This is a genomic window from Kitasatospora sp. NPDC056273, assembly GCF_042268845.1.
Classification (GTDB): domain Bacteria; phylum Actinomycetota; class Actinomycetes; order Streptomycetales; family Streptomycetaceae; genus Kitasatospora.
In genome coordinates, this window is record NZ_JBHJSJ010000058.1 from 1 (window position 1) to 12,845 (window position 12,845).

General features: G+C 74.2%; 11 protein-coding genes. 6 read left to right on the forward strand and 5 right to left on the reverse strand.

What is annotated here, in order from left to right; genetic code table 11:
- Window positions 1-115: 115 nt before the first annotated feature.
- The 4 genes from ACFCY1_RS34335 to ACFCY1_RS34350 form a co-directional block, all read right to left on the reverse strand.
- Window positions 116-2,137, reverse strand: a complete 2,022-nt coding sequence (locus tag ACFCY1_RS34335) for an amino acid transporter (RefSeq protein ID WP_375877115.1) — start codon at window positions 2,135-2,137, stop codon at window positions 116-118.
- A 250-nt stretch (window positions 2,138-2,387) separates the two neighbouring features.
- Window positions 2,388-4,019 carry a multicopper oxidase family protein gene (locus tag ACFCY1_RS34340; protein ID WP_375877116.1) on the reverse strand — a complete coding sequence of 544 codons (1,632 nt, stop codon included), beginning with the start codon at window positions 4,017-4,019 and terminating at the stop codon, window positions 2,388-2,390.
- 146 nt (window positions 4,020-4,165) lie between these two features.
- Window positions 4,166-4,651, reverse strand: a complete 486-nt coding sequence (locus ACFCY1_RS34345) for a hypothetical protein (RefSeq protein WP_375877117.1) — start codon at window positions 4,649-4,651, stop codon at window positions 4,166-4,168.
- 94 nt (window positions 4,652-4,745) lie between these two features.
- Window positions 4,746-5,639 (reverse strand): LysR family transcriptional regulator, encoded by an 894-nt coding sequence (locus ACFCY1_RS34350; RefSeq protein ID WP_375877118.1) that lies wholly within the window; start codon window positions 5,637-5,639, stop codon window positions 4,746-4,748.
- Window positions 5,640-5,782: 143 nt separating this feature from the next.
- Between ACFCY1_RS34350 and ACFCY1_RS34355 the strand changes: the two genes are divergently transcribed.
- Complete coding sequence (locus ACFCY1_RS34355) at window positions 5,783-6,856, forward strand: YncE family protein (RefSeq protein ID WP_375877119.1); 1,074 nt, start codon at window positions 5,783-5,785, stop codon at window positions 6,854-6,856.
- Window positions 6,857-6,893: 37 nt separating this feature from the next.
- Here ACFCY1_RS34355 and ACFCY1_RS34360 read toward each other — a convergent pair whose 3' ends face one another.
- Window positions 6,894-7,940: a VanZ family protein gene (locus tag ACFCY1_RS34360; protein ID WP_375877120.1), complete on the reverse strand. Its 1,047-nt coding sequence runs from the start codon at window positions 7,938-7,940 to the stop codon at window positions 6,894-6,896.
- 401 nt (window positions 7,941-8,341) lie between these two features.
- On the opposite strand from ACFCY1_RS34360, the gene ACFCY1_RS34365 reads away from it, so the two are divergent.
- The 5 genes from ACFCY1_RS34365 to ACFCY1_RS34385 all read left to right on the forward strand — a co-directional run bounded on the left by ACFCY1_RS34365 (window position 8,342) and on the right by ACFCY1_RS34385 (window position 12,834).
- Window positions 8,342-8,482, forward strand: a complete 141-nt coding sequence (locus ACFCY1_RS34365; protein ID WP_158077701.1) for a hypothetical protein — start codon at window positions 8,342-8,344, stop codon at window positions 8,480-8,482.
- A 34-nt stretch (window positions 8,483-8,516) separates the two neighbouring features.
- Entirely contained in the window at window positions 8,517-8,834 is a 318-nt protein-coding gene (locus tag ACFCY1_RS34370) for a hypothetical protein (RefSeq protein WP_375877121.1), read from the forward strand.
- A gap of 183 nt (window positions 8,835-9,017) precedes the next feature.
- Window positions 9,018-10,658, forward strand: coding sequence for a Rieske 2Fe-2S domain-containing protein (locus ACFCY1_RS34375; protein WP_375877122.1), 1,641 nt, complete (start codon window positions 9,018-9,020; stop codon window positions 10,656-10,658).
- Window positions 10,659-10,669: 11 nt separating this feature from the next.
- Window positions 10,670-11,740, forward strand: a complete 1,071-nt coding sequence (locus ACFCY1_RS34380) for a glycosyltransferase family A protein (RefSeq protein ID WP_117487059.1) — start codon at window positions 10,670-10,672, stop codon at window positions 11,738-11,740.
- Window positions 11,737-12,834, forward strand: coding sequence for an NAD(P)-dependent oxidoreductase (locus ACFCY1_RS34385; protein WP_241852879.1), 1,098 nt, complete (start codon window positions 11,737-11,739; stop codon window positions 12,832-12,834). Before ACFCY1_RS34380 ends, ACFCY1_RS34385 begins: the two co-directional genes overlap by 4 nt.
- Window positions 12,835-12,845: the final 11 nt, after the last annotated feature.

The window sequence follows — 12,845 nt, forward strand, 5'->3', positions numbered from 1 at the left end:
CCGCTCACCAGGAGCGGACGGGCCGGGGCGGACGGGCCGGGGCGGACGGGCCGGGGCGGACGGGCCGGGGCGTTACGGGCCGGGGCGTTACGGGCCTCGCAGCAGAGGCAGGCCGTCAGCCGACGTGGACGCGCGGGCGGCGCGAGCGGTCCGGCTCGGCCTCGCGCAGCACCTCGCGGGTGACGGGTGCGACCTCGCCCTGTCCGAACAGGAAGAACCGCAGGAACTGGGCGAAGGGGCTGCCCTCGGTCCACTCGAAGTAGAGGTGCGGCTGCTGCCCGGTGCGGTCCCGGATGTTGAGCGCCAGCGCGGCGAGCGCGTTCGGGATGCTGGAGCTCTCCAGGGTGAGCACCCGGTAGCGGCCGTGCAGCACCTCGCCGCGCACGGTCAGCGCGGCCTCGAAGTCGGAGGCGTCGCGGACGGTCACCTCGACGAAGACCAGGTCGTCCTCGCCGGGGATGTCGTTGTCGGCGCGGATCTGGTGGATCTTGTCGCGGTACTCGGCGAGGTCCCGGCTGTTCGGCTCGTTGGCGATCAGCCGCAGCGGCCGGTGGGCGTAGTCCCTGATGAAACGTTCCGCCACGTCGTCCAGGGCGACGCTGGTGACACGCAGCTCGAAGGCGCGGCGCAGCCGGGAGAGCAGCGAGACCAGGACGATCCCGGCGATGAAGCAGGCGCCGATCTTCAGGCCGTCCGGCCGCTCCAGGCAGTTCAGCACGGTGGTGTAGAGGAAGATCGCCGCGATGACCGCGAAGGCGACCGTCCAGCCGCGCTCGCGCTTCTTGTGCGCGGCGATGGTCACCGCGATGGCGGCGGAGCTGATCAGCACCAGCACGCCGGTCGCGTACGCGCCGCCCTGGGCGTCCACGTCGGCGTCGAAGATCCAGGTGACCAGGAAGCCGATCAGGGTCAGCACGATCACCATCGGCCGCACCGCGCGGGCCCAGTGCGGGGCCATGCCGTAGCGCGGCAGGTAGCGGGGCAGCAGGTTGAGCATGCCCGCCATGGCGGAGGCGCCGGCGAACCAGAGGATCGCGATGGTGGAGAGGTCGTAGACGCTGCCGAAGGCGCCGCCGAGGTACTCGTGGGCCAGGTACGCCAGGGCACGGCCGTTGGCGTCGCCGCCGGCCTTGAACTGGTCGGCCGGGATGAGCAGCGTGGTGATGAAGCTGGTGGCGATCAGGAAGCAGCTCATGATCACGGCGGCGGTGGTCAGCAGCTTGCGGGTGCCGCGGATCCGACCGGCCGGGTTCGCCTCGGTGTCGTCGGGGTCGCCCTTGATGTGCGGCATCACGGCGACGCCGGTCTCGAAGCCGGACAGGCCGAGCGCCAGCTTCGGGAAGGTCACCAGGGCCACGCCGACCATGACGATCGGGTTGCCGTGCTGGGCGGTCAGCGCGTCCGTCCAGTCGGTGACCACGTGCGGCGCCGAGACGATCTTCCAGAGGCCGACGGCCACCACGACCACGTTCAGCACCAGGTACGTCCCGACCAGGAACACCGCCAGGCCGATCGCCTCGCTGAAGCCCTTGAGGAAGACCGCGCCGAGCAGGGCCACCAGGACCAGCGTGATCACCACCTGCTTGCCGCCGAGGAAGCCGGTCAGGTGCGGGTTCTCCACCAGGTGCGCGCTCGCGTCGGCGGCGGACAGCGTGATGGTGATCAGGAAGTCCGTCGCCGCGAAGCCGAGCAGCGCGAGGACGAACAGCTTGCCCTTCCAGAACGACAGCAGCCGCTCCAGCATCGCGATCGAGCCCTCGCCGCGCGGGCTCTCCTTGGCCACCCGCCGGTAGACCGGCAGCGCGCCCAGCAGGGTGACCACCACCAGCACGATGGTGGCGATCGGCGACAGCACGCCCGCGGCCAGGGCGGCGATGCCCGGCTGGTAGCCGAGCGTCGAGAAGTAGTCCAGGCCGGTCAGGCACATCACCCGCCACCAGCGCTGGCCGGCGGGCGTGCCGTGCGCGGCGGAGTCCCCCGCCGCCGCGCCCCCGGTCGGCGCCTCCGGGGCACCCTCGTCGGCGGACTGCCGCGCGGGCTTCTCCGCGGTCACGTCCTCCAGCAGCCAGCTGCGGAGGCGTATTCGCGCCGACGGCGCGTCCGACTCCGCCGTCTCCGTCGAACCCGACGAAACCACCTTGCACCTCTTGTTTAAAGACCCCGTAAAAACGCCGTCGGGCGACGGCAGTGCGTCAGGCTATGCGACCGGCGTTAAGGATCCGCTACCGGGCCGCGTTAAGAAATCGTCATGACGCCGCAGGTCGGCGCCGGTGGCACGCCGGAGTGCGCCGGGTGCCGGAGACTGCGGGACCCCGAACCGGCGGAGCGGTTCGGGGTCCTTTCGGGGTGGAACCCGGGCACTTTCGCGCGGGGGGGGGAGTCCGCGATCAGGGCCGGTAGCCGAGGACGGTCATCATGCCCGTCTCCGCGTGGTAGACGTTGTGGCAGTGCACCATCCACAGGCCCGGGTTGTCGGCGTCGAAGTCGACGGCCAGGGTCGTGCCCGGCAGCACCACCGCGGTGTCCTTGCGCGGGCCGTCCCCGGGCAGCACGAAACTGTGACCGTGCAGGTGGACGGGGTGCCACATGGCGGTGCTGTTGCGGAACTCCAGCCGCACCCGCTCGCCCGCCGCCACCGGGTAGCGCTGCGCCGGGTCGTACCGGCGGCCGTTGAACGCCCAGTCGGCCTTCGCCATCCCGCCGGTGAGCTCCAGCCTCACCGTGCGGTCCGGCGCCTTGGCCGGCAGCCGGACGTCCGGGGCGGCCCTGAGCTGCCCCGCGGTGACCAGCCGACCGTCCAGCTCGGCCGGGCGGACGGCGGCGTCGGGCGCGGCGCCGCCGCCGGTGCGCAGCACGGCCAGGGCGGTGGCGTTCTTGCCCTCGGCCAGCGCGGTGAGCGGGAAGGCGCCATCCTTGGCGGTCACCAGCACGTCGTAGCGCTCGCCCATGCCGAGCAGCAGCGCCTGGGTGGTGGCCGGTTCGACCGGGAAGCCGTCGGTGTGGGTGACGGTCAGCTCGTGGCCGCCGAGGGCGACCCGGTAGGCGGTGTCGCCGCCCGCGTTGACCAGCCGGATCCGGATCCGGTCGCCGGGCTTGGCGGTGAAGGTCTCGGGCGCGGTCGCGAGCCGGCCGTTGACCAGGTGGAACGGGTACGCGACGTCACCGGCGTCGCCTCCCAGCAGCGGGCTCTGAGCGCCCATCAGCATCCGGGACGGGCCGGCGGCGTTCGGGGTGCTGCCCGCGCCGGGCGTCCCCGCCATGTCGTGGCCCGACATCCCCGTCATCCCCGGCATGTCGTGGGCGGAGCCGCCCGAGTGGTCCATCCCGCCCATGCCCCGGGCGAGTTCGGCGAGGACGGCGTCCGGGGTGCTGCCGTCGACGCCGTCCACCCAGTCGTCCAGGACGACGACCCACTCCTTGTCGTAGGCCAGCGGCTCCCTGGGGTCCTCCACGATCAGCGGGGCGTACAGGCCGCGGTCCTGCTGGACGCCGGAGTGCGGGTGGAACCAGTACGTGCCCGGGTGGGCGAGCGCGAAGCGGTACTCGAAGGAGGCGCCGGGCCGGACGTCGGCCTGGGTCACGCCCGGCACGCCGTCCATGTCGTTGCGCAGCGCGAGGCCGTGCCAGTGCAGCGTGGTGGGCTGCGGCAGGTGGTTGGCGAGGGTGACGGCGAGCGTGTCGCCGAGGGTGGCGCGCACCTCCTGGCCGGGCAGGCGGTCGCCGTACGCCCAGCTGCGGACGGTGCGGCCGCCGAGGTCCAGGGTGGTCTCGGTGGCGGTGAGCGCGACCTTCCGCTCCGGGCCGGGGTTGCGCCGGGCCTCGGCGGCGGCGACCTCGGGGCCGTTCGGGGCGAGGTAGCCGGCCGGGGCGGCGGCTCCGGTCGTGCCGCTCGTGGGGCCGTGGTCCATGGCCCCGTGGTCCATGCCCTTCATGGAGCCGGAGGAGCAGGCGGTGAGCAGGCCGGTCCCGGCGGCGGCGAGCGCGGCGCCGAGGACGGTACGACGGGTGGGTGTGCGCATGGCGGAATGCACCTCGTGCGGTGTGTGGGTGTGCAGGACGTCGCGTCGGCCGTTCCGTGCGCGGGCGCTCCAGGGCGCGAGCGGGCGCGTGGACGTGCGCGCGGGCGCTCCAGGGCGGGCACGGGCACGGGACGGCGGGCGCGCGCCTACTGGCGCAGCACCGAAAGCCGGGTGAGGAGTATCCGCCCGCCCCCGGGCGGGGGCAGCGCGCGGACGGCCCGCAGCAGTCGGGCCCGTACCTCGGCGGCGGCGTCGCCGCTGCGGCGCAGCAGCGGGCCGGCGAGGAGCAGCACCAGGGTCCAGCCGGCCAGGACAGCGAGGCAGACCGCCATCGGGTCCATGCCGCCGGCGATGGTCGGGTCGACGGCGGAGGCGGCCGAGATGGCGGGGTCGACGGCGGAGGCGGCCTCCATGGGCGTGGCGGCCGGGCCGTGGTGGACGGCGGCCGCGGGGTGCGCCGGGTGCACGGCCGAGGCGTGCGTCCCCGCTCCCTCGTGCCCGCCGGAACCACCGTGCCCGCCGCCCGGATGGCCGAGCGTGTGCATCGTCACGATGCCGAACAGCAGCGCGGCGAGCAGCAGCAGGCGCGGCGCCCACGGCACCGGCGGACCGAACGGCCGTGACCGCACCATCCTCCGCCTCCTGTCCCCAGCCGCCGCCATGTACCCCGGCAGGGTATCCCGGCCGCACGCCGCGGACCGAGCCGGGGCGCACCCCCGCGGGGGGCTACTCCGGCCCCAGCACCGCGGCCGCCACGTGCTCGCGGAACCAGCGGTGCCCCGGATCGGCCGAGTTGCGCGGGTGCCAGGCCATCCCCAGCTCCAGCGGGGCGAGTTCCAGCGGGATCGGGAAGGTGCGCAGGCCCAGCGCGGCGACGGTGTCCGGCAGCCAGTCCTCGGGGACGAGGGTGACCAGGTCGCTGTCCCGGGCGAGCAGCATCGCGCCGGTGTGGCTGGGCACGATGACCGCCACCCGGCGCCGGAGCCCGAGGTCGGCGAGCCCGGCGTCGATCGGGCCGAGCCGTTTGCCGCGCCGGGAGACGCCGATGTGGTCGGCGGCGGCGAACCGGCGGGCGGTGATCCGGCGGCCGTCGAACAGCGGATGGCCCGTCCGGGCGAGGCCGACCAGGGGAACGCGGAGGAGCTGCCGGGTGCGGACCTCCGTGTCCAGGTGGCCGAGCACGCCCAGTTCGACGTCCACCAGCCCCTGCCGCAGCGCCGGCCCGTCCTCCAGCGCCTCCGGCAGGAAGACCACGTCCACCCGCGGGGCCTCCGCCCGGACCCGCTCGACGAGGGCGCCCGCCGTCCGTACCAGCATCAGTTCACCGGCCTGCAGCGTGAAGGTGCGGTCGAGGTGGACGGGGTCGAAGCCGGCGCCGGGGCGCAGCACGCTGTCGCAGCCGTGCAGCAACGCGCCGACCTCCTCCCGCAGTTCGAGCGCCCGCGGGGTCGGGACGAGGCCCTGCCCGGCGCGCACCAGCAGCGGGTCCTCGACGGCGCGGCGCAGCCGGGCCAGCATCCGGCTGACGGCCGCCGGCGAGGTGCCGAGCCGCTCGGCGGCGCGGGTCACGCTGTTCTCCTGGAGCAGGGCGTCCAGCGCCCGCAGCAGGTTGAGATCCATCGGCCGTCCGCTCCTGACCTGGGTCTTTGCATTCCGGGCAACTATCCGATGCCGATCCTTGCATGGCTCCCGCCGTGGCTGCCGACGACAGTGGAAACGACCGCGAAACCGCGAGACCGCGAAGCCCTCCCCGAGGAGTCCTCATGTCGCAGCCCTCCCGCACCGACCGCACCGAGCGTGCCGACCGCACCGACCGCTCCGGCGACGTCCTCGCCGTCGTCAGCCAGAGCGGCTCGAACATCCTGTTCTTCGACGCCGCCACCGACCGGCACCTCGACACCGTCCGGGTCCTCGCCGAACCGCACGAGCTCTGCTTCGACCCGACCCGGCGGCTGCTCTGGTGCACCAGCGCCTACCGCTCGGGCTACTACGGCGCCAACAGCGGCCGCCGCACCGAGGTGACCGTCATCGACGCCGACACCCGGCGCGTCGTCGACGTGGTCGACCTCGCCCCCGAACACGGCCCGCACGGGCTGGCCCTGGACACCGCCCGCGGCCGGCTGTACGTCAGCATGGAGGGCGGCCCGGACCGGCCCGGCGGCGTCGTGGTCATCGACACCGGGACCCGCCGCCCGCTCGGCCGGATCGACACCGAGGCGCCCGGTCCGCACTGGTTCGCCATCACCCCGGACGGCCGGACCGGCTTCGCCACCAACAAGGAGGCACCCTTCGTCTCGGTCGTCGACCTCGACCGGGGCGTGCTGACCGCCAAGGTCGAGGTCCCCGGCAGCGAGGGCCTGGCCGTCTCCCCCGACGGCGCCCGGGTCTACGTCGCCGGCCCGTACTTCTCGACCACCGCCACGCCCGCCCCGACCCCCGGCATCCGCGTCATCGACGTCGCGACCGCGTCCGTCACGGACGTCCTCCCGACGGACTCCCCGGCCCTGCCGGTCCACCTCACCCCGACCGGCAGGCTGCTGGCCGGCGAGGTGCGCAGCGTCCCCGAGGCCGGCTCCCCGCTGGGGCGCCAACTCCCCGGCCGTCTCACGGTCTTCGCCGCCGACGGCCACCAGCGGCTCGGCTCCGTCGAGGTGGGCCTCTTCCCGCTCACCGTCACCTCCTCCCCCGACGGCCGCCTCGCCTACGTCTCCTGCGCCGTCTCCTCCACCGTCGACGTCATCGACCTGGAGGCGCTGGAGCCGGTGGCCCGACTGGAGGTCCCCCGGCTCGGCGAGGCGGGCGCGCACGGCCTGGCGTACCTGCCCCGCCCCGCCTGAACCCCGGGACGGACCACGGGAGTTCGAGGAGCAGGGACTACGAGGCAGCTGTCAGGATGCGGCCGTCGGCGCCCACGGTCAGGTCGAGGCGCACCGCCGGCTGCCCGGCGGCCGTACCCTCGCGGCGGTAACCAAGCGTACGGGCAGCGCCGTTCGGGCCGGCGGGGGTGACGGTCGGGGTCAGGCCGGCGATCCGGTCGGCGAACCAGGTGTCGGCGAAGGCCCGGCCGGCGGCGACGACCTGCTCCGGGGTGAGGGCTGGCGAGCCGGCCGCGTCGGCTGAGGGCGTGGCGGCGGCGACGGCGAGCAGACGGCCGCTGGGCTGCTCGATCCGGAGGTCGCCGCGGTCGGTGCTGACGTCCATGATCTGCTGGGTGAGCCCGGGGTCGGCGGTGGTCGTGGTGGTGTCCACCAGCGTGCGCGGGCCGAACACGCCCTCCGCCACCCGCTGCGCCGTCGCGATGTCGTCGGACGGCGGAGCGAAGAGGCCCGGCGAGTCCCGGTACGTGCGGATCCCGAAGTGGACCACCAGCCCCGCCCCCGCCAGCCCGACGGCGCCCAGCACCAGCCCGTGGACGAGGTCCCGGCGCAGCCTGGGCAGCCCGCGCCGCCGCGCCAACAGCCAGCCGGCGGCGAGCAGCGTCCCCAGCAGCGCGCCGGCCGCGTTGTCGACGAAGTCCGCACCGTCGCAGGCGCGTCCGGTCCCGAGCAGGGTCTGGACGACCTCGGTGACGGCGGACAGCACCGCGCAGCCCGCGAGCACGGTGACCGGCCGTCGGAAGAGCAGCACGCCGAAGAACGCCAGCGGCAGGTAGAGCGCGATGTTCATCAGCCCCTGCTGCGCCGTCGCGTCGGCCCACATGCCGGGCCCGATCGTGCAACTCGGCGGCCCCGAGTACCCGGTGGCCGTCGGTGTCAGCGTCACCGCCAGTTCGCCCGCCAGGCTCAGTCCCCACAGCACCGCCGTCGGGACCGCCATGCCTCTCCGGCGGGCCCACCGGGCGGTGCCGAGGGCGAGCGCCGACCCGAGGACGGCGAACACGAGCAGGAGGGCGGGGACGGCCGAGTAGCTTGCTTCGATCATCAGGTCTTCCGGGTCAAGGGTAGGCAAAGGAACGCTACCCCAGCCGTGGCACCGGCCTGCTCCGGCCCCGGACCCACCCTCAGGTCCCTCGCGAGACCGAGCCGTCCACGCGAGGGACCTGCACGTATTCCCTCCCGGGGGCAGCCGCCGGCTGTCCGCATCGCGGAACGCGGGACGGCGGCGGGCTGACACCTTCCGCCTGACCGAAACCTGCCAAGTCGACTGCCGCGCAGCTCATCCGGGGTCGGCGCGACGTCCCCTTCCTGGCCCGAAGCTGCCACGCGTTTGGTGTCACCCTGAACCCGTGTGAGCGCACCGGGGCCCGTGCGAATCTTGGGACCACCGAGGCCGCGGACGAACGAGAGCGGCCCGAAACCCCCCAGGATTCGGAGGACTTCCCCATGTTCACCTCCGCGCGTTCCCGCGGCCCCGTACGCCGGACGACGACCGGGCTCACCACCGCGCCGGTCGCCCCGCTTCCCTTCCGCCCGCTCCCGCAGGCCTTCCCGGCCGCGGTGGGCAGCGGCTTCTCCTGGGGCTGACCGGCCGGTTCCCCCAGAGCTCCCAGGACTTCCGGTGCACCTCGTCGGCGTGCTGCTGACCGCCGCGACAGGCGGGTCGGCGGGCGCCCGGCCGACCGTCGGGGCCGTGCTCTCGGCCCTGGACAGCGTCACGTCCGCCCGCGACGGCGTCGAGCACCTCCACGTCCACATCACCCCCCGGGGTGTCCGGTTGACCTTCTACCTCGCCGGCTGCGACCTGACCGACGCCGTCGGCCGCGCCATCGCGATCGCCCACCGGGCCGTCGCCGGCCCGACGGCGCTCGCCCGGTTCGCCGTCACGGACTTCAACGTGCTCGACCGGCCCGCCGGCCCGCGGCGCGACACCCACTGACGGCCGCTGACGACCGCTCACGGCCGCTCACGCCCGTCCACGGCCGCCGACAGGGCCCACGGACGGCCACTGACGCCCGCCCGGACGGCACCGCGGCCGCTCCCCCAACGGTGGCTCCCCCCACGGCCGTTGCCTCTCCCCGGCCGCCTCCTCCTGAAGTCGCTCGACCGCCATTGGAGACTCATGCGCATCACATCCGTCGGCCACGCCGGCCTGCACGTGGAGACCAGTGCCGGGCGCATCCTCTGCGACCCCTGGTTCAATCCGGCGTTCTTCGCCTCGTGGTTCCCGTTCCCCGACAACGAGGCGATGGACACCGCCCAACTGCACACCGCGGAGTACCTGTACGTCTCCCACCTCCACCACGACCACTTCGACGCCGAGTGGCTGCGGACCCGGATGTCCAAGGACACCGTCGTCCTGCTGCCGGACTACCCGGTCCGCGACCTGCGGACGTCCCTGGAGGACCTCGGCTTCCGCCACTTCGTCCAGACCCGGGACCTCGAACCGACGCAACTGGACGGCGGCGTCCAGGTGATGGTCAACGCCCTCACCTCGCCGACCGACGGCCCGATCGGCGACTCCGCGATCCTCATCGACGACAACGGCACCCGGATCCTCAACCAGAACGACGCCCGCCCGGTCGACGAGCCCCGGATCAGGTCCTTCGGGCCGCTCGCCGGGCACTTCCTCCAGTACTCCGGGGCGATCTGGTACCCGATGGTGTACGACTTCCCCGCCCGGATGAAGCAGACCGTCGGCCGCCGCAAGCGCCGCAACGGCATGGCCCGCGCCCTGAACTACGTCGAGCAGTACGGCGCCGAGCACGTCTTCCCGTTCGCCGGGCCGCCCTGCTTCCTGGACGAGGAGCTCTTCCACCTCAACGACCTGGACGGCGACGACGCCAACATCTTCCCCGACCAGTGGGTCTTCCTCGACTTCCTCCGCGAGCGCGGGGTGACCAACACCCACCTCCTCCTGCCGGGCACCGTGGCCGAGTTGGGCCCGGACCGCAGCTGCCGACTGGAGCAGGTCGACGAGCGGACGGTCGCCCGGATCCGCGACGACCGCACCGGCTACCTGCGCGAGTACCAGGCCCGCCGGGCCGATCGGATCCGCGCGGAGAAGGCCGGCTGGCCGACCACCCGCACCGACCTGCTGACCGGCCTGCGGGAGTGGGTGGAGCCGCTGCTGCAGTACGCCGACCGCACCTGCGAGGGCATCAACGGCCGGGTCCTGGTCGAGGTGGTGGACACCCCGGACGCGACCGGAGCCGAGGAGGGGGCCGACGGCGGGACCGGAGCCGGGACCGCACCCACCGAGCAGATCCTGTTCGACTTCCTGGACCGCCGGGTGGCCCGCTGGGCGGGCGAGGAGTGCCGCTACCGCTTCGAGCTGCCCCGGCCGCTGGTGGAGCGGATGGTCGCCGAGCGCTGCCCCGACTGGGCGAACGAGCTGTTCCTGTCCTGCCGCTTCAAGGCCGCCCGCAAGGGGCCCTTCAACGAGTTCGTGACCACCTTCTTCGCCTCTCTCTCGACCGAGCGGATGGCCTATGTCGAGGGCTACTACGCGGAGTTGAGCCAGACCGAGGAGCGCGCCCGGGCCGGCGACCACGTCGTCCAGCGGCTCTGCCCCCACCTCAAGGCGGACCTGGTCCGGTTCGGCTCCCACCGGGACGGCATCCTCACCTGCCGCCTGCACGACTGGGAGTTCGACCTGGCCACCGGCCGCTGCCTGACCAGTGACGACCGGAAGATCATCAGCGAGGCGCGGGTCAACCCGTCCGACGATGACCCGGACCTGCCCGAGATCCCCGCGGCCTGAACAGGACAGACATGACCCTTCCCCTGGTGTCGGTGGTCATCCCGCTCTACAACGACGCCCGCACACTGCCCGCCTGCCTGGACGCGGTGACCGCCCAGACCTACCCCAACCTCGAGATCGTCGTGGTCGACGACGCCAGCACCGACGACTCCGCCCTGGTGGCGGAGAAGTACCCGTGCCGACTGGTCCGCCAGGAGCGCAACGCGGGGCCCGCCGAGACCCGCAACCGCGGTGCCCGGGAGGCCCGCGGCGAGATCGTGTTCTTCCTGGACGCCGACGTCGGCCTCTCCCCGACCTCGGTCGCCGCCGCGGTGGAGCGCCTCGCCGCCGACCCGGAGACCGGGTCGGTGTGCGGCATCACCGCCAAGGAGCCGCTGCTGCCGACCACCCGGGTCGGGGACTACCGGATCCTCCAGTCGTACTACTGGCGGATCAGCTCCGAGGGCACCGTCACCCCCTGGTTCTCGGCCCTGGCGGCCATCCGCCGGTCGCTGTTCCTGGACTCCGGCGGGCTCAACCCGGCCCTGCGCCAGACCGAGGAGATCGACTTCGGCGTACGGCTGTCGGCCACCCACCGGATCGAGCTCAGCTCCGCGGTGGTCGGGCGGCACAACGACGAGGAGCAGCTGTCCGGGCTGGTCCGCAAGCTGTTCCGCCGGGCGCGCCTGCGGGTGCCGCTCTACGTGGACCACCGCGGCTTCATGCGCGGGTTCGAGACCCGCTCCCGGGCCGTCGCCGCGCTCGCCGCGGCCGGCGCGGTGGCCTCGCTGCCGCTGGCCCTGGTGTCCCGCCGGACGCTGCCGGCCACCGCCGCCCTGGCGGCCGGCGCCGTGCTCGCCGACCGCGGCTTCCACGCCTTCCTGGTCCGCGAGCGCGGGGTACCGACGGCGGTCGCGTACACCGCCCTGCACTTCGCGGCGGGCACCGCGGTGACGGCGGGCGCGGCGGTCGGGGCCGGCCAGTGGCTGCTGAGCCCGCGGTTCCGGCGGCTGTACCGGCGCCAGGTGCCCCCGGCGGGCGCCGCCCGTCCGCCGCTCGCCGGTGCCCCCGGCCCGACCACCCCGCCGGCAGGCCGCCCGTGACCACCGACAGCCCCGTGACGCCCGACGGCCCCCGCCCCACCGCCCGACCCCAGCGCGTACTGCTCACCGGCGCGGCCGGCTTCCTCGGCAGCGCCCTGGTCCGACGGCTCGGCAGCTCGCCCGTCCACCGGGTGGTCGCCCTCGACCGCCGCCCGCTGCCGCCCGGACTCGCCGCCCTGCCCTCCGTGGAGGCGGTGGTCGGCGACGTCCGGGACCGCACCCTGCTCGGCCGGCTGGCGGCCGAGGCGGACGTGGTGGTGCACGGCGCCGCCGCGCTGCCGAGCCACCCGGCGGCCGAGATCCGCTCGGTGGACGTCGACGGCACCCGCACCGTCCTGGACGCCGCCCGGCGGGCCGGGACCGACCGGGTGCTGCACATCTCCTCCACCGCGGTGTACGGCCTCCCGGAGCGCACGCCGACCCCGGAGACCCACCCGCTGGTCCCGGTCGACCCGTACAACGCCGCGAAGATCGCGGCCGAGCGGCTGTGCGCCGACTACCGCGACCGGGGCATGTGCGTGCCCGTCCTGCGCCCGAAGACCTTCATCGGCCCGGGCCGGCTGGGCGTCTTCGCGATGCTCTTCGACTGGGCGCTCGACGGCCGGGGCTTCCCCGTCCTCGGCGGCGGCCACACCCTCAACCAGATGCTGGACGTCGAGGACCTCTGCGACCTGGTGACCGCGGTGCTGACCCTGCCGGGCGAGCGGGTCAACCGGGAGTTCAACGTCGGCGCGGCCGAGTACGGCTCGTTCCGCGAGGACTGCCAGGTCGTCCTGGACCTCGCCGGCCACGGCAAGCGGGTCGTCCCGCTGCCGCTCGGCCCGGCGAAGGCCGCCCTGCGGACGCTGGCCGCGCTGCGGCTGTCCCCGGTCTACGGACGCCTCGTCCAGAAGCTCACCCGGGACTCCTGCGTCGACATCACCGACGCCCGCGAGGTGCTCGGTTTCACCCCCCGCCACTCCAACGCGACCGCCATCGAGCGCAGCTTCACCTGGTACCGCGCGAACCGGTCCGCCGTGGCCGGCACCACCGGCCGGACGCACTCCGACCGCTGGCGCGAGGGTGCCCTGCGCACGGTCAAGGTCCTCTTCTGACAGCAGCGAAG